The organism is Lysinibacillus sp. NPDC056232, from assembly GCF_042267565.1.
Taxonomy (GTDB): Bacteria; Bacillota; Bacilli; order Bacillales_A; family Planococcaceae; genus Lysinibacillus.
Window position 1 is genome coordinate 20,234 of record NZ_JBHJTF010000037.1, and the last position, 22,483, is coordinate 42,716.

At 38.3% G+C, this 22,483-nt stretch carries 26 protein-coding genes; 15 read left to right on the forward strand and 11 right to left on the reverse strand.

Features of this window, described 5'->3' with window-relative positions; genetic code table 11:
• Positions 1-10: 10 nt before the first annotated feature.
• Both ACFCYJ_RS21575 and ACFCYJ_RS21580 read right to left on the reverse strand, forming a co-directional pair.
• Positions 11-706 (reverse strand): SGNH/GDSL hydrolase family protein, encoded by a 696-nt coding sequence (locus ACFCYJ_RS21575; RefSeq protein WP_376076845.1) that lies wholly within the window; start codon positions 704-706, stop codon positions 11-13.
• On the reverse strand, positions 707-1,303 hold the full coding sequence (locus ACFCYJ_RS21580; protein ID WP_376076847.1) for a TetR/AcrR family transcriptional regulator: 597 nt from the start codon (positions 1,301-1,303) through the stop codon (positions 707-709).
• 259 nt (positions 1,304-1,562) lie between these two features.
• Here ACFCYJ_RS21580 and ACFCYJ_RS21585 point away from each other — a divergent pair, with 259 nt between their 5' ends.
• Entirely contained in the window at positions 1,563-1,916 is a 354-nt protein-coding gene (locus tag ACFCYJ_RS21585; RefSeq protein ID WP_376076850.1) for a VOC family protein, read from the forward strand.
• A gap of 107 nt (positions 1,917-2,023) precedes the next feature.
• Complete coding sequence (locus ACFCYJ_RS21590) at positions 2,024-3,115, forward strand: S-layer homology domain-containing protein (RefSeq protein WP_376076852.1); 1,092 nt, start codon at positions 2,024-2,026, stop codon at positions 3,113-3,115.
• 64 nt (positions 3,116-3,179) lie between these two features.
• Here ACFCYJ_RS21590 and ACFCYJ_RS21595 read toward each other — a convergent pair whose 3' ends face one another.
• Positions 3,180-3,923, reverse strand: a complete 744-nt coding sequence (locus tag ACFCYJ_RS21595) for an arylamine N-acetyltransferase family protein (RefSeq protein WP_376076855.1) — start codon at positions 3,921-3,923, stop codon at positions 3,180-3,182.
• 205 nt (positions 3,924-4,128) lie between these two features.
• Here ACFCYJ_RS21595 and nagB point away from each other — a divergent pair, with 205 nt between their 5' ends.
• From nagB to ACFCYJ_RS21610, 3 genes are all read left to right on the forward strand, one after another.
• Complete coding sequence (gene nagB / locus ACFCYJ_RS21600) at positions 4,129-4,842, forward strand: glucosamine-6-phosphate deaminase (RefSeq protein WP_376076917.1); 714 nt, start codon at positions 4,129-4,131, stop codon at positions 4,840-4,842.
• A 190-nt stretch (positions 4,843-5,032) separates the two neighbouring features.
• Positions 5,033-5,155 carry a hypothetical protein gene (locus ACFCYJ_RS21605; protein ID WP_376076858.1) on the forward strand — a complete coding sequence of 41 codons (123 nt, stop codon included), beginning with the start codon at positions 5,033-5,035 and terminating at the stop codon, positions 5,153-5,155.
• A 389-nt stretch (positions 5,156-5,544) separates the two neighbouring features.
• The gene (locus ACFCYJ_RS21610) at positions 5,545-6,447 is read left to right on the forward strand and encodes a S66 peptidase family protein (protein WP_376076860.1); all 903 of its coding nucleotides are present in this window, start codon (positions 5,545-5,547) and stop codon (positions 6,445-6,447) included.
• A gap of 61 nt (positions 6,448-6,508) precedes the next feature.
• Here ACFCYJ_RS21610 and ACFCYJ_RS21615 read toward each other — a convergent pair whose 3' ends face one another.
• Positions 6,509-8,095, reverse strand: coding sequence for a catalase (locus tag ACFCYJ_RS21615; protein WP_376076862.1), 1,587 nt, complete (start codon positions 8,093-8,095; stop codon positions 6,509-6,511).
• Positions 8,096-8,382: 287 nt separating this feature from the next.
• Here ACFCYJ_RS21615 and ACFCYJ_RS21620 point away from each other — a divergent pair, with 287 nt between their 5' ends.
• Both ACFCYJ_RS21620 and ACFCYJ_RS21625 read left to right on the forward strand, forming a co-directional pair.
• Entirely contained in the window at positions 8,383-8,550 is a 168-nt protein-coding gene (locus ACFCYJ_RS21620) for a hypothetical protein (RefSeq protein WP_376076864.1), read from the forward strand.
• 746 nt (positions 8,551-9,296) lie between these two features.
• Positions 9,297-9,938 carry a hypothetical protein gene (locus tag ACFCYJ_RS21625; protein ID WP_376076867.1) on the forward strand — a complete coding sequence of 214 codons (642 nt, stop codon included), beginning with the start codon at positions 9,297-9,299 and terminating at the stop codon, positions 9,936-9,938.
• 101 nt (positions 9,939-10,039) lie between these two features.
• On the opposite strand, the gene ACFCYJ_RS21630 is transcribed toward ACFCYJ_RS21625, so the two are convergent.
• On the reverse strand, positions 10,040-10,549 hold the full coding sequence (locus tag ACFCYJ_RS21630) for a hypothetical protein (RefSeq protein WP_376076869.1): 510 nt from the start codon (positions 10,547-10,549) through the stop codon (positions 10,040-10,042).
• Positions 10,550-10,563: 14 nt separating this feature from the next.
• The gene (locus ACFCYJ_RS21635) at positions 10,564-11,253 is read right to left on the reverse strand and encodes a B3/B4 domain-containing protein (RefSeq protein ID WP_376076872.1); all 690 of its coding nucleotides are present in this window, start codon (positions 11,251-11,253) and stop codon (positions 10,564-10,566) included.
• 59 nt (positions 11,254-11,312) lie between these two features.
• On the opposite strand from ACFCYJ_RS21635, the gene queG reads away from it, so the two are divergent.
• The 3 genes from queG (at position 11,313) to ACFCYJ_RS21650 (ending at position 13,291) form a co-directional block, all read left to right on the forward strand.
• Positions 11,313-12,443 (forward strand): tRNA epoxyqueuosine(34) reductase QueG, encoded by a 1,131-nt coding sequence (queG, locus tag ACFCYJ_RS21640; protein WP_376076875.1) that lies wholly within the window; start codon positions 11,313-11,315, stop codon positions 12,441-12,443.
• A 14-nt stretch (positions 12,444-12,457) separates the two neighbouring features.
• Entirely contained in the window at positions 12,458-12,931 is a 474-nt protein-coding gene (trmL, locus tag ACFCYJ_RS21645) for a tRNA (uridine(34)/cytosine(34)/5-carboxymethylaminomethyluridine(34)-2'-O)-methyltransferase TrmL (protein WP_053485736.1), read from the forward strand.
• Between the two features lie 111 nt (positions 12,932-13,042).
• Positions 13,043-13,291, forward strand: a complete 249-nt coding sequence (locus tag ACFCYJ_RS21650; RefSeq protein ID WP_376076877.1) for a hypothetical protein — start codon at positions 13,043-13,045, stop codon at positions 13,289-13,291.
• A 57-nt stretch (positions 13,292-13,348) separates the two neighbouring features.
• Here ACFCYJ_RS21650 and ACFCYJ_RS21655 read toward each other — a convergent pair whose 3' ends face one another.
• Positions 13,349-14,194 carry a VOC family protein gene (locus tag ACFCYJ_RS21655; RefSeq protein WP_376076880.1) on the reverse strand — a complete coding sequence of 282 codons (846 nt, stop codon included), beginning with the start codon at positions 14,192-14,194 and terminating at the stop codon, positions 13,349-13,351.
• Between the two features lie 521 nt (positions 14,195-14,715).
• On the opposite strand from ACFCYJ_RS21655, the gene ACFCYJ_RS21660 reads away from it, so the two are divergent.
• Together ACFCYJ_RS21660 and ACFCYJ_RS21665 are read left to right on the forward strand one after the other, a co-directional pair.
• On the forward strand, positions 14,716-14,892 hold the full coding sequence (locus ACFCYJ_RS21660; RefSeq protein WP_370046307.1) for a hypothetical protein: 177 nt from the start codon (positions 14,716-14,718) through the stop codon (positions 14,890-14,892).
• Positions 14,893-14,975: 83 nt separating this feature from the next.
• Positions 14,976-15,806 carry an aldo/keto reductase gene (locus ACFCYJ_RS21665; RefSeq protein ID WP_376076882.1) on the forward strand — a complete coding sequence of 277 codons (831 nt, stop codon included), beginning with the start codon at positions 14,976-14,978 and terminating at the stop codon, positions 15,804-15,806.
• 42 nt (positions 15,807-15,848) lie between these two features.
• Here the strand turns inward: ACFCYJ_RS21665 and ACFCYJ_RS21670 are convergent, their stop codons facing one another.
• Positions 15,849-18,026, reverse strand: coding sequence for a 5'-nucleotidase C-terminal domain-containing protein (locus tag ACFCYJ_RS21670; protein WP_376076884.1), 2,178 nt, complete (start codon positions 18,024-18,026; stop codon positions 15,849-15,851).
• Positions 18,027-18,617: 591 nt separating this feature from the next.
• Here ACFCYJ_RS21670 and ACFCYJ_RS21675 point away from each other — a divergent pair.
• Positions 18,618-18,851: a hypothetical protein gene (locus ACFCYJ_RS21675; protein ID WP_376076887.1), complete on the forward strand. Its 234-nt coding sequence runs from the start codon at positions 18,618-18,620 to the stop codon at positions 18,849-18,851.
• Here the strand turns inward: ACFCYJ_RS21675 and ACFCYJ_RS21680 are convergent, their stop codons facing one another.
• From ACFCYJ_RS21680 to ACFCYJ_RS21690, 3 genes are all read right to left on the reverse strand, one after another.
• A complete protein-coding gene (locus ACFCYJ_RS21680) occupies positions 18,852-19,691 on the reverse strand; it encodes an RluA family pseudouridine synthase (protein ID WP_376076890.1) in 840 nt (279 codons plus the stop codon).
• 54 nt (positions 19,692-19,745) lie between these two features.
• The gene (locus tag ACFCYJ_RS21685; RefSeq protein WP_376076892.1) at positions 19,746-20,171 is read right to left on the reverse strand and encodes a disulfide oxidoreductase; all 426 of its coding nucleotides are present in this window, start codon (positions 20,169-20,171) and stop codon (positions 19,746-19,748) included.
• Positions 20,172-20,237: 66 nt separating this feature from the next.
• Positions 20,238-20,414 (reverse strand): hypothetical protein, encoded by a 177-nt coding sequence (locus ACFCYJ_RS21690; protein ID WP_376076895.1) that lies wholly within the window; start codon positions 20,412-20,414, stop codon positions 20,238-20,240.
• Between the two features lie 201 nt (positions 20,415-20,615).
• On the opposite strand from ACFCYJ_RS21690, the gene ACFCYJ_RS21695 reads away from it, so the two are divergent.
• Together ACFCYJ_RS21695 and ACFCYJ_RS21700 are read left to right on the forward strand one after the other, a co-directional pair.
• The gene (locus ACFCYJ_RS21695; RefSeq protein WP_376076898.1) at positions 20,616-21,731 is read left to right on the forward strand and encodes a GAF domain-containing sensor histidine kinase; all 1,116 of its coding nucleotides are present in this window, start codon (positions 20,616-20,618) and stop codon (positions 21,729-21,731) included.
• Between the two features lie 11 nt (positions 21,732-21,742).
• Entirely contained in the window at positions 21,743-22,390 is a 648-nt protein-coding gene (locus ACFCYJ_RS21700; protein ID WP_376076900.1) for a response regulator, read from the forward strand.
• Positions 22,391-22,483: the final 93 nt, after the last annotated feature.

Consider the following 22,483-nt stretch of genomic DNA (forward strand, 5'->3'; position numbering starts at 1 on the left):
GTATGACTTCCTAATGGACGGTAGCTTCCTGCAATTTAAACTGTTCAATGACAGCTGTGTATTCTTCCGCGACAAGTTCTGCTCCTTTACTATTTAAATGAACGCCATCTAACGTTAAATGTAGCCCTCTCTTTTTGGACAATCGGTCAATTCGCAAAGGATTTTTATAAAACAATACATCTTTCATTACTCGCATAAAATTGGTGTTCATATAATCCGAACTATTAACTTGTTCCAAGTGATGCTCAAACACCTCTTGCATATTTAAAAAGCTAACATTTGCATATTTAGAGGAGATGGATTGAATAATGGAGGAGAGCTCTTTTAATTCCTTATTAGTAGTGTTTTTTATTGTCTCTCCTATTAAAGCTGGTGTTACTAAAACGACATGTTTAGAGGATGCTAAAATCATTTCTAAACAATTTACATAGTAATCTTTAAATTCTTGATGATCTTTTGTAACTGGCTGTGCCTGTACTTTCAAAAGTTTAGAGTAGACATCATTGACACCAATCCAAAGAAAGCTAAGGTCATAATAAGTAGCTAGCTTCGATTTTTCCAAACGAGTGTGTAAGCTTTTTACTGTCTCACCTGGTTTACCGAGATTGTCAAATTCGATTTGTTGATGTTTTGTTGTTAGTAATTTAAAAAATGAAACACCTGGTCGACCTTCTGTTAAGCTGTCTCCTATACATGCAATTTCCATTTATATCCCACCTTTTTTTATCTCCTTTAAAAAAATGGTTATTGCTTGGTAAAAGAGTGGCTCAAGTGCTTTCAGCTCCTGATTATTTGTAAGCTGACATAATCCCCCTAGCCATGTGCCAAGTAGAACCGTCCACTCTTCAATATTTCCATGAACAAATTCCCCTTTATCAATTCCTTCTTGCAGAATCGCACGATAAGCACTCATCGGTACGATCGCTAAATTGTGTAGCTGTTGCACTGATTCAGGGCTCGATTTTGGATTGGAAGCTAGCTCTTGCCCTGATCTTAATAAAGGTGTTTGGTAATGATAGAGAACGTGCATGGCCATGCCATATAATTTTTCTGTTGCAGTGGAGTAGGTACATTCTTTTTGCAGCCATTTGTTGTTCCAGTCTTGCATTGTTTGTTGCGCTAAAAGAACGAATAGCTTTTCTTTGTTTTCAAAATGGTAATAAATATGTCCCTTGCTGTAGCCTGAAGCGGTTGAAATATCTCCAACTGATGTTTGATTATAGCCTTTTTGAGAAAACAAACTAACCGCATGTTCCATAATTTCAATTTTTGCTTTCTCGCTATCATAACGTCTTTTGTTCAATGATTTACCTCTTTTTTGAATTTGAACGATCGTTCTAATTTAATTATACAATATTTTACTAATTAATAAATAGTTAAATACCTAAGTCATCATGCTGTCACAATTCCGTACTACCAATTCAGATGAAGTTTGGGATGATTCAATGTATATAAGTCGCAACGGAAATCAACCTAACGTTATGTTGATGAAGAAAATGGAGGAAATATCCATCAAATTGTTGAACTATAAATAATGATTTAAAAATTAGGAGGGGAATTAGATGGGGAGAGTAATAGGATTTGAATTGAATAGTCAGGAACCTGAAAAAGCTGCTGAGTTTTATGCCAAGGTTTTTGGTTGGCAGGTAGCTGCACCTAATTGGGAATATTGGGCTGTAACAACCGGGGATGATAAAAAACCAGGGATTAACGGCAGTATTGGTAAGGGGCCACATGACTATCCTTTTGGAACACGTATTCAAATTGAAGTGGATTCTATCGATGAAGCCATTTCTAAAGCTAAAAAGAATGGCGCCGTCATGGTACGTGACAAAATGGAGTTCGACGAGTTTTATCTTGCCTATTTGGTAGATCCAACTGGACTTGGCTTTGGCTTAATTCAAAACAAATTCTAATTAACAAGTCTCTGCGAACGATTGCAGAGGCTTTTTTTGTTAAAAACTATATTGGAAATTATACCAAAAAAGTATATTATGAATAGTGGAGAAAGAGAGGGAAAGACATGAAAAAGATGTTAAAAATAGTATGTGCACTATTATTAGCTGTTTGGTTAATACCGATTGAAAGTGTACATGCAGCGAGCTTCAAAGATGTGTCCAAGGATAATACATTGATTACGGAAATTGATTACTTAGTGGAAAAAGGAATTATTAATGGCTATCCTAATAACCTATTTAAACCAGATACATATGTAACGAGAGCGCAGGTAGCTGTCATGTTAACACGTGCTTTAGGATTGCAAACGACGAATGTCAAAGATCCAAAGTATCAGGATGTACCTACTACACATCCCTATTATAAAGAAATTGCTGCAATGCAAAATGCTGGGATTTTCGATGCGGCACAGAAATTTAATCCGAATACAACTCTTTCAAGAGGGGACATGGCGATTGTGCTGCAAAGAGCATTTAAAATAAAGGGATCTGAGACAAGCTATTTTACAGATGTTTCAGAGAAGACAAGGGGCTATAAGGAAATCTCGATAATTTATAGTAATAATATAACAAGAGGATATGATGATGGTTCATTTAAGCCAAATGTACCTTTAACGCGAGCTCATTTTTCAGCATTTTTAGCTCGTGCATTAACGTTATCGAATCCGAATCTATTAAAAGATACGGCGTATGACTATACGTATGCGCATTATTCGTTGGAAGATAAAAAACAGTACACATTAAACTATCAGTATAGTCATTATGACGATAAGAATGATGTGTGGGCAGTAAGAGATTTGAATTCTAATAAAGCATTTAATAGTGAGCTTTTATTTAGCGATGGTGATATTTTTGGTCAAGGCGAAGACCGTGATTATGATTTATTTTACGATTTATACTTCAGATTACCCCTTAGAATTGGCGTGATTCAACATGAGGATGATGGCGGGATAATTTCAGGAGTCCGTCTTACTGTTAAAACAACAGATGGCACTGTTCAAGCAGGTGGTGTCAATTATAATAATGTAATTGTTCTAGAAGAAATGTCCATATACAGGGATGGAGTTTCAACATATTACTTTGTCGATGGTATCGGTTTAGTGAAGGAGCTTTACAATGATGTTGTTATTTATGAGTTGCTTGAACGTACAGCCAATTAAATGTTAGCCACATGAAAAGCAAGTCTCCTATTAATGAGGAGGCTTGCTTTTTGTCATGAAGCATCTAATCTAATGTAATATGAAAAAAACGATGAAGTGCTTGTCGCCAATCTTTTTCGTTATGAGTTGAATAGATCGTTAGGGATTGTCCCTCGTATATTCGGAATTCATTGTTAAGCATTGTGTGTCGTCCGCGAGGGGTACGAATCATAGCGATTTTATTTTTTTGTTTAGAAAGCCTTGGTGCAAACTTTGCATCGTTAGCGTCATCGAAAAAACTATAAAGTAAACGCCAATCATGTTTGGTTTCTTCGTACAGCATCCAGCCAGTCGCTTCATCTCGTTCAATTTTATAAAGTTCATTACCTTCACGGTGTTGATGCCCAGCTATTAGTGGCACTGGCTTACAAGGAGCTACTGCACCTACCCCAACATCTGAAATATATGATTGACCAGCAAAATGGACAAGCAATAGCTGGTGCATAGGTACATCCTCTACAGGAGTATCTGCTTCAACATTGCGCCAAAACTGTGCATAGCGATTGGTTACAGAAAAGCCAAGCTCGCGAAGTAGCCAACTAAATAAAATATTTAGTTCAAAGCAATTGCCTCCACGATGTTGAATAATGATTTTTTGAAAAAGGTCAGGGATAGCGAAGGAGATGCCATATTTCAAGGCAACATCAAGGTTCTCATAAGGAATTGTATGTAGATGTCTTGTTTGGAGCTGACCAAGTAGCTTAATAGAGGGCTCTAAAGATCCTTGAAATTGAATAAGCTTTAAATATTGCTGTATTTGTGAATTCATAATATCGCCTCACTCCTTATAAATAACATAACCGAAATGGCTAAAGAATACACGTGAATATTGGGAAGAAAATAATAGAAAAATAGGTAAATAACTTGTAAAATTAAAATATTAGCTACTATAAAGAAAAATATTTCCTATTATTTTAGTTAATAATAATGATTGTAAGGTAGGTATACGAATGACAAGCGAAATTAAATGCGAAATGAAATGGATAGAAGTAAACTCATACGATGAAATGAGCGAAGTAGCAGCGGATATTTTCACTAAACAATTACAAGCAAAGCCAGCAAGTATTTTAGGATTAGCAACTGGTGGTTCTCCTGTAGGGATGTATAAGGAATTAGTAAAACGCCAGCAAGCTGGAAATATATCTTTTAACGACGTGATTACTTTTAACCTAGACGAATATGTAGGTCTCGATCAATCAAGTCCCGCAAGTTATTGGACATTTATGCATGAGAATTTATTCAATCATGTAGATATTAAGGAAGAAAATATACATTTACCAAATGGTAAGGCAGAGAATTTAGATGCTGAGTGTGTCGCTTATGATGCTCGAATCAAGGAAGCGGGAGGAGTTGACCTTCAGCTATTAGGCATCGGCGTTAACGGACATATTGGCTTTAACGAACCCGGCACATCTTTCGAATCTCTGACAAATATTGTAGAGTTAACAGAATCTACACGCACAGAAAATGCCATCTATTTTGATGACTCTAAGGATGTACCGACGCATGCTATTACAATGGGCATTCAATCTATTATGAATGCCAAAGAAATCGTTCTAATTGCATTTGGTGAAAAAAAACTAGAGGCTATGGAAAAATTAAAAAGTGGGTTCATCACTGAAGATTTCCCAGCAAGCCAATTATTAAACCATCCGAATGTAACGGTTATTTACGGCGGAACAAAATAGAAATTAAGCGTTAAGCGTAGACTTTATCTGATTTGAAGTCTGCGCTTATTTTTTTTGAATTCGAAAGAAGAGCCAAGGTGACGGATAGAAATCAGAGCGACGGAAAGTATGGTCCAAGCGACGGAAATGAGGAAGGAAGTGACGGAAAGAAGAGCCAAGGTGACGGATAGAAATCAGAGCGACGGAAAGAATGGTCCAAGCGACGGAAATGGGGATGGAAGCGACGGATAAAAGAGCCAAGGTGACGGATAGAAATCAGAGCGACGGAAAGAATGGTCCAAGCGACGGAAATGAGGATGGAAGCGACGGATAAAAGAGCCAAGGTGACGGGTAGAAATCAGAGCGACGGAAAGGAGGACGGAAGTGACGGAAAGAAGAGCCAAGGTGACGGATAGAAATCAGAGTGACGGAAGGTATGGTCCAAGCGACGGAAATGAGGATGGAAGCGACGGATAAAAGAGCCAAGGTGACGGATAGAAATCTGAGCGACGGAAAGAATGGTCCAAGCGACGGATAGAGTAGTCAAAATCGTGGATAGAACCCACAAAATCGTGGATAGAACCCTCAAAGTGATGGATAGAACGTAAAAAGGGAGGAGCATTCCCTCAGAAATTTAGATGTCATAGGCATTAGCTTCGCCATTAATCAATGCTACAATATTATCTATATGCTAGAATGAGAAAAACAATAGGAGGGGTTAGGGTGAAAAGCACCGTACCACATTTAGAAAAGGGCGATACAGTTGGTCTTGTGGCTTTATCAAGTCAAGTAAAGCCCGAAAAGCTAGGAGATGCAATAGCCTTTCTTGAAGAGTTAGGTCTTAACTATATAATTGGGGATACGATTCAGGCAAAAAACGACTATCTGGCAGGTAGTGATGAGGAGCGTCTGGCTGATTTTCATGAGATGGTGAGAAATCCAGAGGTGAAGGCAATTTTTTGTGTTAAGGGGGGCTATGGCTCTGCACGAATTGCGGAAAAGATTGACTACGGACTACTTGAGGAAAATCCGAAAATCTTCTGGGGCTTCTCAGATCTTACATATTTACATTGCGCGATTAATGAGTATGCGAATTTAGTGACGTTTCATGGACCGCTCCTTATGTCTGTAGATAGAATAGATGATTTATCAAAGAAAATGTTTTTACAGCTATTTTCACCGATGGAATTACAGTATACGGAGGATATTTCTCCATTAACAACGATTGCACCTGGTGTAGCTCGCGGTGAGATTATTGGTGGAAATTTACGTCGTCTTGTTAACACATTGGGTACAAAATTTGAAGTTCGCACGGAAGGACGCATTTTATTGATTGAGGAGCTTGGAGAAACTATTCCAACAATCGATTCGATGCTGCAGCAATTAAAGCAGGCGAGAAAGCTTGAGGAGTTAGCCGGTGTTGTTATCGGTTCTTTTACGCAAACAGAAGCGGATGAAGCGGCACTATTTGCTTTAATGAAGGATTATTTTGCGGATTTAGGCATTCCGGTTGTAGCTGGCTTTAAAATCGGCCATGATTCAACGAATATTGCAATTCCATTAGGCGTAGATGCTATTTTAGATGCACAGGAAAAGGTACTAAGGATTTTGCCTGGTGTGCATTAAAAGAAGCGCTCAGCACTTTATATTGTGCTGAGCGCTTTATTTTATAGGAACGTTTAGGTTATTAATAAGGCTCTGCGTCATGACCTTTATCTACAGCCTTTTTAGGTGCTTCATCACCATCAATATTGCCAAGTGGCTTTGATGAAGATGAATCATTTCGAGCTTTTTGTAATCCTTCTTTTAACAAACGACCGTATTCTTCATCTGCTTCCTCTGCTAATGCAATCATCGCTTCTTGAATGGCTTTATTACAGACTGCTAAATCACGAATTAAATTTTCAAGCAGCTCATCTCGCTCCCATTGCTCAAAATTGCGATATGTTTCTCCAGCTTGCTTCGTATTGCTTTGACGATCAATGGATTCCCGAACGAGATTGCCTTCCACGAGTGGTGTATATTCTTTACCCGTTTGAGTAGCTTCTTTTAAACCATTTAACATCGAAGGCTCATAGTTTATATGAGGATTCTGCCCTGGAGCTAAATCACGCTTATACAGCATTTGACCACCATTTTGATTGGTTGCTACTCGTTTTTTAGGAGCATTGATAGGAAGCTGTAAATAGTTTGCACCTACACGATGGCGCTGTGTATCAGAATAAGAGAAGGTACGCCCCTGTAGCATTTTATCGTCCGAGAAATCCAATCCGTCCACAAGCACACCTGTTCCGAAAGCAGCCTGTTCAACCTCAGCAAAATAATCTTCTGGATTTTTATTTAACACCATCTTACCAACTGGATACCACGGGAATTGATCATTAGGCCAAAGCTTCGTATCATCTAATGGATCAAAATCAAGCTCTGGATGTGGACCATCCTCCATAATTTGGACGTTAAGCTCCCATTCAGGATAATCACCATTTTTAATTGCATCATATAAATCTTGTGTGGCATGATTGAAGTTTTTCTTTTGGATGTCTTCCGCTTCTTTTTGTGTTAAGTTTTTAATGCCCTGTAAAGGTTCCCAATGATATTTTACAAGGACGGCTTTGCCTTCATTATTGACCCATTTATACGTATTGACGCCAGAGCCTTGCATCATTCGATAATTAGCGGGAATACCCCATGGTGAATAAACGAATGTCACCATATGGAAGGATTCTGGTGAGCTTGCACAAAAATCAAAAAAGCGTTCAACGTCCTGAATATTTGTAATGGGATCAGGCTTAAAGGCGTGAATCATATCAGGGAATTTCATAGCATCGCGGATAAAGAATATTTTTAAATTATTGCCGACTAAATCCCAGTTGCCATCCTCAGTATAGAATTTTACAGCAAAGCCTCGTGGATCACGTAATGTCTCTGGTGAATGACCACCATGAATAACTGTTGAGAAGCGCACAAAAACAGGCGTCTGCTTACCCTTATCCTGAAATACTTTTGCCCTTGTATACTTAGAAATAGGATCATCCCCGACAACACCGTATGTCGCAAAATAGCCATGTGCCCCTGCACCTCGCGCATGAACAACACGCTCAGGAACTCTTTCACGGTCAAAGTGACTTATTTTTTCTATAAAATCGTAGTTTTCAAGGGTTGCAGGTCCTCGATTACTAACAGTTCGTATATTTTGATTGTTAGTAATAGGGTGCCCCTGTCGATTTGTCAAAGTCATGTCATGCTCGTCTGTCGAATCATGTTGTTTTGTCATTGTATAGCCCCTTTCTTTTTATATAGCGATTCTGTCCATATTAGGGGAGAACTAGTCATGAAAAAACCTCCTGCATGTGATATCTTTAAGGTTCTTTAGATCCCTTCTAAAGGAAATTCAAAATATACTTAAAAATCGGAAAAAGTTGATTTGACTGTTTTGAAATTCTTGTTAGTATTTTATGATATCTGGAGATTACAGCGACATTTTTACTTTAGTGAAAGTTAACACTCTTTTTTGCTTATTATTAAGAGAGTTTATAGAAGACTTAAAAAAGGAGATAGAAAATGCTACATACTGGATTAAAATATATTGGGTTTTTAATTATGTTAATTTTCGGTGAAGTCTTTTTGCTAAGATGGTTTCTTCATGATGAAATATTATTAGATCAATTAATTGCCTTTGTAATAGGGGTAATCTTCTACGTTGCTTCTTTATTCATTAAAGCAAGATGAGGTAATTATATGGGAATGAAAAAAGCCCTCCCACACACAAGGTGTAAGAGAGCTATTGGATGGCGTTTTCGAATGATTGATTAAGTTTACAGGTATGGTCATTGCTTATAGTTGGTTATTAGTCATTGGTCATACAGTAACAGGTAACTTGTCATTGGTTTCGTTTAAGTTAGCTCCAAAAAGCTAGTTTTGAAAACAGCACATCCAATTCGATATGAAGTCTCATCGACTCCATAACCTATTGTATACATTATCTAATGATATGAAAAGCTCTGATTTGTCAGTTGCATTAAATGTAAGTGATTACCAATAAATTATATACTTTTGGTATTCAAATGACGAGCAAAATTCGTATTTGTTACAAATTTTCGAAAGACTCTCAGTGACATGTTGTAGATAAATGTCAAAATCATTTCATGTATGAGTTCGTTTATTCCTGTACACACTTTTCCTGTTTTTATAGTCTTAACCTTGATATACAAGGCTTTATTAGATGTTTCCTTCGGTTTAATTGAGCGTATAGAATACCTGTTTTAGTTATTTCAATGTACAATATAAAGTTTTTATTTTATCAAAATGTCGAAAAATGGCGAATGATAATTATGGTAATATAATACTAGTTTTGCCAGAATTGTAATAGGAGGAGATGGAATAATAATTTAGGGACTTTTTGTAATATAATTCTATTTCATTGAATCTAGTAAGGTATATTTTTTATGGATATGCATTTTGGAGGGAAAAAGGTAATGAAGAAAGCTTTATTATTACTACTAGCAGTTATGCTAGTTGGATGTTCCGGAGAGGGAACAGAGAAGAAAAAAGAGGAAGATGTAAAGAAAGATGAGGTAGTAAAAAAAGAGAAAGTCGTTCCTGTAAAATTTGAAGAAGTTGATCCTGAATCAAAGGCTACAGTAGAAAAGTTTGTTAAAAAATACAATGTCAGAGTTGATATAGCTAAACAGAATCCAGAAGAAGGAATTGAAATAGCGAAAATTCCAGAACCGATAACTAGTGAACTGAATAAAGAGGAAAAGATTCTCTCACAAACCTTATTGGATACTGATTTTAAAAAACATAAGGGTCATTATAAGATAGACGCTAAATATAATGAGGATAAAAAAATAATTGGATATAATATTTCTATAGAAGGAATCCCCGCAACCGAATTAAGTGAAAATGGAGAAGAATGGGCAGAAGGAATCACATCCACTATGGCAATTGCTGATGCACTGGGGTTGAATATAGATAAATATGACGAAGAAAGTGATATAGCTTTTGATGAGGAGAATTATACATATACTGATCCTAACACTAAGACTAATGTAACTTTTCTTTATGCTGATTGGGATTTAGGGAAATTTGAAATTAAATATGATTTAAGTAAGTAAGTAGAACAAAAAGCATTCCAAAGCTGCACTCCAATTGTTAAACTCAATTGGAGGTGCAGTTCAAAAGGATGCTTTTTTTATTGAAGTATTTTACGATCTGATTAGAAATAACGAGAATCATCGAAGTTAATTTCAACACTATAATTCTTTGCATTGATAAGATTCGATAATTTATGGGCATCTTTTTCTAGTGTAATAGCACGTTCACGGTACTCATCTGGCTCATACATTGCAATTTCATAAAGCATTGTAGTTTCACCATAACCCATGCGTACACTTTCTTTTTCATGCGTACTAAACTCCTTGCAAAGCTCGACATCTGCGCGGAGTTGTGTAGCTAGTTCAATCGCTTCAACTAATGCTAGTTTTTCCCCTTTAAAGTCTACTAAGTTTTTTATATTTGCTTCATATACTAAACGATCCAATGTACGAGCATCGAGACGTACTTGAGCCAATTCAGCTTCAATTACTGTCATTGCGCGATTACTTGTTTTAGGTGCTTGTCCTTTTTCAACAGTTACAAAAGCGCTACGTTCTAATTCGTCAATAAGCTCCTGAACTTTTTTTCCTAAAATACTTTTTAGCTTAACGGCTTCTGCAAGATTAATCATGAAAACACGTCCTTTTACAGTGTTGTAGATGGTGCTGCGTTTGTTAATAGGGCCATTTTATAATCGCCACCGTGAACTTGGTTAAACATCTTACCAGCAGATGCAAGAAGCTCTTTCGCATTTTCTTCTGGTAATGATGGGCGAAGATAGAAAATATGTAGAGCCTCGGTCGTTTCCTCTGTAACAGACGTACGTTTAGAATCGACAAATGGTGACCCAAACGCACCCTCAGCATCACAGCTATAAAGGATATTTTTTAATGCATTAAAACGACCATTTAAGCCCTCATAGCCAGTGTCCTCATTGCCAAGTGCAATTTCAATATTTCCTTGTAGTTTAGCTACATCATATAAGCCTATTGGAATTTCATATTGGAGGGAGAAGAAATTATTTAAATCAACACCAGAGTGAATTGGTGTTAAATAATTTTGCTTACTAATTCGGCGCATTAAGCTTTCTGCTGAGTGACGATAACGGTTCGGATCTGCACCAAGCTTTTTCCATAGCTGTCGCCATTCTGCGATACCCTCTCGTTGCGTTACAGGATGATCTTGCATTTCTAAAAAAAGATTTTCCTGATACAATTGCATGCGGCCTTTAATCATTTGAGGCGATTCTGCAACGACAATTTTGGTATAATGAATAATGCCGATTTTTAGCTCGGGATGTTGTGTCAATAGAGATTGATTAATTGAAATTTCCATAAAACATCACCTACTTTATCTATTTCTATTATTGTATCATGTAAGGAGTTGGAAATAAAATGAACATACATGACCTACAACGTGAATTTGTGGCGTATGCAATGTCCATTGGTGTTGACAAAATTGGCTTTACAACAGCAGCTCCATTTACAGAATTAAAAAATAGACTGCGCCGTCAACAAGAACTTGGCTATCAGTCTGGCTTTGAAGAAAGCGATATTGAAAAACGTACCGAGCCCCTACAATTGTTAGAGGAAGCAGAGAGTATTGTGGCGATCGCTGTAGCCTACCCGTCACGCATGCAAAATGCACCTGTTGGCAAGAAGGGAGCAAGACGCGGGATTTTTTGCCGTGCTTCCTGGGGTGTCGATTATCATACAGCATTACGTGAGCGATTGAAATTATTATCAGCCTGGCTTGAGGAGCGCATAGAAGGTGTTCGGATTGAATCAATGGTTGATACGGGTGCACTTGTCGATAGGGCAGTTGCAGAGCGTGCAGGGATAGGCTGGAGCGGGAAAAACTGCTCGATTATTACGCCCGAGTTCGGTTCCTATGTATATTTAGGAGAGCTAATCACGAATATCCCTTTTGCTCCTGATCAGCCTATGGAGGATGAATGCGGGGATTGCCGCTTATGTTTAGATGTTTGTCCAACAGGCGCGTTAATCGAGGGAGGACAGCTAGACTCTCAGCGTTGTATAGCCTTTTTAACGCAAACTAAGGGAATGCTACCTGATGAGTTTCGTACCCATATTGGTAATCGTTTGTATGGCTGTGATACATGCCAGACTGTATGCCCAAAGAATAAAGGAAAGATTAACTGGATACATGAGGAATTTAAACCTGATCCAGAGCTTGCAAAGCCATTACTTGTACCACTTTTAACGATTTCAAATCGTGACTTTAAAGAAAAATTTGGACATGTTTCTGGTTCATGGCGGGGGAAAAAGCCAATTCAACGTAATGCTATTTTGGCACTTGCACACTTTAAAGAAGAAGCTGCGGTACCTGATTTAGTAGCACTTCTTGAAAAGGATGAACGACCAGTTATTCGAGGAACAGCAGCGTGGGCTTTAGGTAAGATAGGCGGGGAGCAGGCCCAATCTGCATTACTTGAGGCAAAAGCAAAAGAACAAGACAAGGAAGTACTCGTTGAAATTGATAAAGGTTTACAATTTTTTAGTTAAGGAAGTGTACCGTTATGCCATTGCATATCGTTTTATATCAACCAGAAATTCCAGCGAATACAGGAAATATTGCACGCACATGTGCTGGAACAAATACTTCATTACATTTAATTCGCCCTCTTGGCTTTTCCACAGACGATAAAATGCTAAAACGTGCCGGCTTAGATTATTGGCATAGTGTCAATGTCGTGTATCACGATTCGCTAGAGGATTTTTTAGAGGCATCCAAAAATGGCGACGTTTATTTAATTGAGACATATAGTGAAGAGCCATTTACGACACATGATTTTAGTGATAAAGATCGTGATATTTACTTTATGTTTGGCAAAGAAACGACTGGCCTACCAAAGGATTTTGCGTATGAGCGTCGCGATATGTGCTTACGTATTCCACAGAGTGAGCATGTTCGTTCACTCAATCTATCGAATACAGCAGCAATAGTTATTTATGAGGCATTACGTCAACAAGGATATCCAGGGTTACATTAAAAAAGCAGTTCTCCCATAGAGGAGAACTGCCTTTTTTATTAAACATGAAGGTATTCGAAAAGTGATGGTTAGAACTCCGCAAGCGACGGAAAGAACCCGGCCAGCGACGGATTGCTCGTCAAGAGACGGAAAGAACCCAGCAAACGACGGATAAAACCTGTCAAGCGACGGAAAGAACTCCTCGAGCGACGGATTGCTCGTCAAGCGACGGAAAGAACCCAGCAAACGACGGATACAACCCGTCAGGCGACGGAAAGAACTTCTCAAGCGACGGATTGCTCGTCAAGAGACGGAAAGAACCCAGCAAACGACGGATACAACCCGTCAAACGACGGAAAGCACCTCGCGAGCGACGGATAAAACCCGTCAAGTGACGGATACAATCCTCACCCCGACGGATAGTACGTCACATCACTCTTAAAATTTCAATAAAACAACGATACCTGATGGATCCTCTGTTTGGAAACCACCATCTATATCAATAACAGGTGCACCAATTGAACGGAGATTTTCTTTCATTGTTGCTGCTTGCTCTTTATTATCTAGACGTAATGAAAATGTTTGTAAGCCAACCTGATTTTCACCAAGCTTCGGTGCGTTTTCAGAGTGCCAAGTGTTTAAACCGATATGATGGTGATAGCGGCCAGTTGAGATAAATAAAGCTTGTGCGCCATAGCGAGTGACAATCTCAAATCCTAATCCTTTTGTATAAAATTCCTCTGCGGCAGCTAAATTAGAAACGGATAAATGAATATGTCCCATAACCGTATCAGCTGGTAGGCCATCCCATCTACCATCGCCTTCCTCTAAGATAGAATGGATTTTAAGAGGTTCAGTCACCATATGCACTTGATCGAAATGCCAAGTCCATTCATTTTCAGGGCGATCCGCATAAACCTCAATACCATTATTATCAGGATCATTTAAATAAAGTGCTTCACTTACATCATGGTCAGATGCTCCAAAGTACACGCCATTGTTATGGAAATGAGTAATAATATTCGCTAAATCACGACGAGTAGGCAATAAGATTGCAAAATGATAAAGTCCAGTTGTTAAGCTCGTTTTTTCTTCTACTGTTTCGGGTTGTACGATTGTCAATAAAGCTGTTTGGCCATCAGCTGTTAGAGTTGCTCGATGAGATTCCTGATGTAAAACTTTAAAGCCAATGACCTCCTGATAATAAGTTAATGAACGTTGTAAATCGCTCACTTTAATTTCAACATTTGAGACATATGTGTTAGGTTTTTCATGAAAATGCATAGTAAATTACCTCCGAATTTAAAGTTATTATTAATTATCAACTTACTTTATGTAAGTAAGTTTATTTTATAAAGTACAAAATGTCAAGTAATTATATTGATCCAAAAAAATAAGAGAAGTAACTAAGTGGCTCATCGGACCATCAGGAAAGCACTCAGTCATAACGGAAATCAACAACTCGCTTTGCCAAAGACCAAACTTTATCTAAAATGACTTTGCTGTAATAGTTTTAAACAAAAAAATCACTAAGCATATGTTCATGCTTAGTGATTTTTTTGAGATATTATTTGTCTGCTCTGTAGTCGCCTTCATAACCAGCAGTGAAAATAGCAGTTAAGAACGCTACAGTTACACCAATAATTAATATTAAACTCATGGAAGAACCCTCCTCATGTTTATAAAGACATCTCTGTTTAGTATAGCCTATCTACTATAAAAATGAAACGACGTAGCGGAATAAAATATGTCAGAAATGGTTCAGAAATAACTATTTAGGGAAAACTATAAGAGAGGTGATGATAGTGGAAAAAAAGGTTCCAAATATCGAAAACGGTACAATGGCTAGAAATTTTAAAGATTTACAGGATTTGGGGAAGCAGATGGAGCATTTACGGGATGGTCAAGAGCTTGTAGAAGACAATCGAATTCCAGACCCTATCCAAGTAGATGATTATGAAGAGGAAGCAAACGAACAATAAGAAATTCCCCGGAAATTTTCCTTATGTTTCTTAAAACCAATTTTTTGTATAATGGAACTAGGAAAAGAAAGGGGTTGTTATTCTTGAATTTACAATCAACAAAAACATTAGCAAATGGTGTGGAAATGCCTCGCTTTGGCTTAGGTGTTTATAAAATGACAAAGCGTGATGAGACTTTGCAGGCTATTGATAAAGCTGTTAAATATGGCTACCGAGCTATAGATACGGCTTCTCTTTATGGTAATGAGGCTGAGGTGGGCGAAGCTATTCGTCATTCAGGCGTTAAACGTGAGGATATTTTTGTGACGACAAAGGTTTGGAATAATGACCAAGGTTATGATGAAACATTACGAGCTTTTGAAGTATCTTTGAAAAAGTTAAATATGGACTATTTAGATTTATATTTAACGCATTGGGCAGTACCAGAAACATTTGAAGAGACGTATAGAGCAATTGAACGTTTATATGATGAAAAATTAATTCGTGCAACAGGGGTCTCAAATCATCATGAGCACCATTTACAAAAGCTATTAGCTAAAGCAAATATTGCACCAATGGTCAATCAAGTAGAGGTGCATCCATATTTACAGCAAGACGCATTACGAGCATTTTGTAGTGAGCATGAAATTGCTGTTACGGCATGGTCTCCATTAGGTCGTGGTGGGGTACTTGATAATCCAAAAATTATGGAAATTGGTCGCGAAATAGGGAAGACAGCTGCTCAAGTAGTGCTGCGCTGGCATTTACAAAATGATACACTTGTTATTCCAAAATCTGTGACACCTAGTCGAATTGAGGAAAACGCACAGATTTTTGATTTTGAATTAACACTAGCACAAATGGATAAAATAGCTACATTAAATCGCAATGAACGATTTGGGCAGGACCCAGATAACTTTAAATTTAATTTTTAATAGAAATCCCGCTCTCTACCTAGAGAAGCGGGATTTTAAAAATTATTTAGATTCTTTTACAAAAGGAATGTAGTTAGAAAGCATTTTTGCCATATGTGTACGTGTAGCGTTGTCACCAGGCATAAATTTGCCGTTTGCGCCGCTAACAATCTTTAAGTCTTTCAGAAGTGCGATAGCATCTTGTGTTTCAGCGTCATATTTAGAAATATCACTGAAATCAGCTTTTAAACCTGTTTTTGCATCATGTTGTAGGTTATATGCACGTGCGAACATTAATGCAAGTTGAGCACGAGTTACTTTTGCATTAGGATTGAATTTACCACCATTCACACCTTGTACAATTCCTGCTTCAGCAAGTGCGGTAATTTCTTTTTGTGTTGCAGCATTTACATTAGCAATATCTGAGAATGATGCTTGGCCTTTAGCTTCAAGCTTTAAGGCACGCGCGATAAATGATGCAGCTTGTGCACGAGTTAAGTTTGCGTTAGGTGAATATGTTGTTGCAGAAGTACCGTTTGCTAAATCACGGTAATAAAGATCACGAACATAGCCTTCTGTTTCTGATCCTTTTACGATATCTGTAAAGGGAATTGTTGCGATAATACGTCCTTCTACTTTTGGATCAACTTTTTTCAATGTATCTAAGTGTTCGATAAACATTTCATAGTCAATCGTACCAGGTTCACTAACGCGGCCGTCTTCATAAACTTTTTTCAGTGTATCGTAGCCGTCTCCACCTTTAGCAGTGAATGTATTTGTTGCAGCTTTATAATAGGCTGCTTTATCTAGTTCTTTACCATTTAATTTAATAGATTTTACACGTTTACCAGCTGGTGCTTTACCATCAAATTCTACTTGTAAACCAGAGAAGTGTAGGAAGCCACCAGATTCTTTCGGGAACTCTTTCACACTATGTTCAACAGTATCGTAGATTTCAGCACCTGTTAATTTTACGATACCAAGAGCATTACCAAATGGCATAACTGTCATAACTTCACCAACAGTGATATCACCAGCGTCAATACCAGCTCGGATACCTCCACCGTTTTGGAATGCAAATTGTACTTCTGGGTCAATTTTCTTAGCACCAGCAAGCATACCATCAGTAATTAAGTTACCAAGGTTTGTTTCGCCAGCACGAACGCCCCAAAGATTACGACCGCCATTTAGTGGAGACACAGCTGTATTACCTGTTGATTGATTTAATATTTTTGAAATTTTCTCTTTATATGGAGCTAAAAGTGCTTCAGCTTCAGGATCAGCTTGTACAGGCTTTTCTTTATCATTTAAAGCATGCAATTGACCGAAGTAATCAACAACGGCACCGTTATCGTCAAATGTTAGGTCAAGTTCACCTAAATTTTCGCTATATTGCCCCGTTTGAACGATAATTGTAGGGTTCTTAAATGATGTTTCAGCTTTCACAGGCTTGTCTAATTTTGTATGTGTATGGCCACCTACGATTACATCAATGCCTTCTACAGCTTTCGCTAGTAATTGGTCATTATCCCAATCTGCGGAATCATCGAAGCCTAAGTGTGTTAATGCGATAATTTTGTTAACACCTTGCTTTTCAAATTCTGCTACTGCTTTTTTCGCAGAATTGATATAGTTAGCAAATTGAACGTTTACAACGCTTGAAATTGATGGTGTTTCTTCTGTTGTTAAGCCGAAAATACCTACTTGTTCTCCAGCGATTTCTTTAATAATACCGTTATAAATTTTACCGTTTTCAAAGTCTTTAGTGACTGTTTTGAATTGTAAGCCATCAAATAAAGAATCCTTTGAAAAATCTAGGTTGCTTCCTAATAATGGGAAGTCTGCGCCCTTAACAAATTTCGCAAGTGCAGCATGTCCTTCTGGGCTTGATCCTAAATCGAACTCATGATTACCAAAAGTCATAGCATCATAACCCATTAAGTTCATTAACTTCATATCTGTTTCTCCAGCAAATTCGTTAAAGTATAAAGTACCAGAGAAGACATCACCAGCATCTAAAAGAAGTGAATTTGTATTTGCAGCACGAAGTTCTTTTACTTTTGTTGCACGCTTTGTAGCATCCTCAACGTGTGCATGCGTGTCATTTGAGTGTAGAACTGTTAATTTGAAACCATCTTTCGTAGCTGCCGGTGTTGTTTCTGCTGCATGTGCGGCAAAACCGGGTGTAGCTAGTAAACTCGCAACTAGAGTTGTTGCTGCAATACTTTTAACCCATTTCATCAATAAATTCCCCCTCATAATATGTCAGATGACTGACAATTTACTCTATTCTATCATGAAAAAAAACCACCGTCATTACCAATAATGGAAATGTATATTAAAATTACTGTAAAAAATATATTAAAGAAATGTTAAATGATATATTTATACTTTTTTAGAATTATAAGGATTATTACAAAAAATGGGTATGACATTTATTGAAACGTATACTATGTATATAAGTTGATTGGAGTGGAGACTGGGCGACTCCTTGGGGATTAGCAATAGAGGAACGAAGGCTAAAAACATCACGTCCTGTGATAACGCCTTCGTGACCAACATCGTGTTGGCCCGAGACCCTGCAGCGAAGCGATTAGGGGAACGAAGGCTAAAAACATCACGTCCTGTGATAACGCCTTCGTGACCAACATCGTGTTAGCCCGACGCCCCCAGGAAGCTTTGCTCTGTGCGAAAGCGAAGCGTCAGCAACAAATGTTTTCTGTAGCGAAAGCAAAGCGGCAGCTACAAATGTTTTAACTGTGCGAAAGCGAAGCGTCAGCAACAAATGTTTTCTGTAGCGAAAGCAAAGCGGCAGCTACAAATGTTTTAACTGTGCGAAAGCGAAGCGGCAGCTACAAATGTTTTATCTGCGCGAAAGCGAAGCGTCAGCGACAAAGCGCCCAGTCGGAACGGAAATCAACTCCACGTTATGGTGATGAGCCAATTATAAGTAAAGGAATAATACTTTTCTCGAAGATACAATGTCTTCAATGTAAATTTGAGTATACAAAAACTGCACCTCGAATTGTTAGCTTATGTGCAACAATTCAAGGTGCAGTACGATAATTACTGCTGATCCTTTACAACGATTTGCTTATTTAAAAATGGATGTTCGAATTCCAATTGAATAGCATGAAGCTCGTAATCATCACTTGCCGTTTCTCTTGCTCCGTACATTGTATCTCCAATAATCGGATGACCAATATGTGCTAAATGTACGCGAATTTGATGTGTTCTCCCTGTTTCAAGAATTAGATGGACAACACAAGAGCTTTTATAGCGAGCTACAACTTCATAGTGTGTAACTGCATGCTGTCCAGTTTTAGAAACGACACGTCTTGTTGCATGATGTCGGTCTTTCCCGATTGCTTCAGAAATTGTGCCAGATGAAGAGCGTAAATTCCCTTGCACCTCTGCAGCGTATGTTCGAATAATGGATTTTTCCTCAATCATACGGTCAAAGATTGATTTTGCTAAAGGATGTTTTGCTACAAGTAACAAACCTTGTGTCCCTTTATCTAAACGATGGACATGCTCCGCATAAGTTCCGCCTTGCTCTTTAATGTGAGCCATAACATGATTCATACAAGTATGAGTATCACGCGCATCATTTGGATGTGTCGACATGCCTTTTGGTTTAGAAACGATCAAGCAATGGTCATCCTCATAGACGACATCAATTGCACAAACCGGTGTCGGTTGATAATTAGATGTCGGAATCGGGAATGTGAATTTTATGATTGTTCCTACTTGTAGTGGTTCATTCCACTGAATAGGCTCTCCGTCAACTGTTGTGATAGCCTTCGCCATTCTCAGTTCATGGACTAGCTTTTTACCGAGTCTCCAATCATTGCGTAGTAGATCCTCAACTGTTAAATTATTTGTATTTATTTCATAGTGAAACATATATCTTCCTCCGTAGAAAAGACCGTATTCCAATTGTAGAACACGGTCTCGAAATTAATTTGCTGCTTTAGCAGCCTTCATTACATAGAAGCTTGCCCCTGCAATTAAAATAAATGCAGTTAGCGCTAAAAATGGGATTGTGATAAAACCTAACCAGTTGATATATTGACCAGTACATGAAACAACACCACAAGAAGGGGCTGTATCAGCTAAAAAACTAAGCTTTTGAATACCATAATGGTAAAGTGATATACTGCCTCCCATAATGGAAAAAACAGCGGTTGTTACAGCAATACGTGCATTTTTTTGAATAAAGGCAATCGTTGTCATAATGACAATTGGATACATGAAAATTCGTTGAAGCCAACACATTTTACAAGGTTCATATTGACGGATTTCAGAAAAGTATAAGGAACCCAATGTTGCAACGACAGAGACAATCCAAATAAGTAATAAGCCGTTCTCTTCTTTTTTAGACATATAAATTCTCTCCTTAGTATAACCATGTACTTGTTCGATTATAGTTGTTCTAGTTTTATATGTAAATTAACTTACCCAAAATAAGGTATCATCACCAAAACGTGTGGTTGATTTCCGTTCCGACTGGGCGCTTTGTTGCTGACGCTTCGCTTTCGCACAGAGCAAAGCTTCCTGGGGGCGTCCGATGAGCCGCTTCACTCGCTTTGCTCGCTCCAGGGTCTCATCTGTGACGCTGATCCCCAAGGAGTCGCCCAGCCTCCACTACAATCAACTTATTTACATAGTATACGTTTTAGCAAAAGTCATCCACAACTTTTGGTGATGAACCAAAATAAGGTATATTCTTATGAAAAATTTCAGTCTAAAGTATGAATGGCTTAGGCAGACGTTCCAGACTTTGAAATGTTATCATTAAATTAGCAATGCCAAAGAAGAGGTGTTTTTGTGAGGGAGAATGATCATTCCAATATCGGTATTTTAAAAGAGATTGCGGAGTTATTAAACGAAGAAACTGAAATTGTGTCGATGTTAAAAGGAGCACTTGTGAAATTTTTAAATGGCACAAATTTTGAAACAGGCTGGATTTTTTTTATCGATGAAAAAGGGCGATCGGAGCTTGTTGTCCATGTCAATTTACCAGAGGCTCTGGAGCATAAAAATTGTCATTATTTAGAAAAGGGAGGCTGTTGGTGTGTTTCCCGTTATCGTAATGAGGAATTAAAAAAAGCCTCTAATATTATTGAATGTCAACGTATTGAAAGTGCAATTGCAGCAAATGTTGGTGATCACGAAGGCATTACACATCATGCAACAGTTCCGCTTCAATCAGGTCAAGAGCGTTTTGGTGTCCTAAATGTTGCATCGAAGGATACCGTGCGTTTTTCAGAGGAAGAGCTCGCTTTACTTGAATCGGTTGCATTTCAGATGGGGTCGGCCATTAAACGTATTTTACTGACAAAGCAGGAACAAGAAATGGCACTTGTGAAGGAGCGCAATCGTCTAGCCCGAGATTTACATGATTCTGTCAATCAGCTACTTTTTTCCGTTACATTAACGGCGAGAGCTGGTATTGAAATGACAAACGATAGTGATGTGAAGGAAACATTTAAGGAGATTCAGCACTTAACACAGGATGCCTTAACAGAAATGCGTGCCCTCATTTGGCAGCTCCGTCCAAAAGGATTAGAAAATGGTTTACTTGAAGCAATCAAAGTGTATGCTGAAATGCTTGGCTTGAAGCTTCAAGTAACGGTCTCTGGTGTACTGCAATTCCCATCACGTATCGAAGAAACATTATTTCGGGTAGCCCAAGAAGCACTTAATAATGTTCGCCGTCACGCGGGTGTGTTGGAAGCTGCACTTTATATTACGGTCACTTCTACAGATATTTTACTTGTTATTCGTGATGAGGGACGAGGCTTCGTCATCGATCATAACACGAAGCTACTTTCAATAGGCTTGCAATCCATAAAGGATCGTGCAAAATCAGTTGGTGGCAAAGCTGACTGGGTTAGTGAAATTGGCAAAGGAACAGAGCTGTTAATCCGCTTGCCATATTAGGGGGGAAGAGTATGATACGTGTTTTAATCGCAGATGACCATCATGTAGTACGTCGTGGATTATTATTTTTCTTAAAAACACAGAAAGATATTGAAGTCGTAGGAGAAGCGAAAAATGGACTAGAGGCAATAGCATTAGCGGAAAGTATACAGCCAGATATTATACTCATGGATTTGGTAATGCCTGAGATGGATGGGATTCAGGCCACGAAGCGCATTAAAGCAAAGTTTCCGCAAATAGAAATTCTAATGCTGACAAGCTTTTCAGACCGTGATCATGTGGTGCCAGCTATGGAGGCAGGGGCTGCAGGCTATCAGTTGAAAGATATTGAACCTGATGAGTTGGTATTGTCCATTCGCCGTATTATGCGAGGCGAAAATACATTACATCCAGAAGCAACAACGACTTTGGAAATGGACCGTCAAGAATCAAAAAATGCACCTCATGTTTTAAACCCTCTAACACCTCGTGAACAGGATGTGCTTGCAGAGCTTACAAAAGGGAAAAGTAATCGAGAAATTGCGTCCTCTTTATTCGTTACAGAAAAAACAGTGAAGACTCATATTTCTAATATTTTCACGAAGCTACAAGTGCAGGATCGTACGCAGGCGGCTCTTTATGCAGTGAAGCACGGACTGACAGAGGGTAGTGGTGTATAAAAGTTAATTGATATCAGATCGGTCGTCCCCAGGAGTCGGAACGGAAATCAACCCCAAGGTTATGATGATGAGACTGGATTATTAAAAAACGAC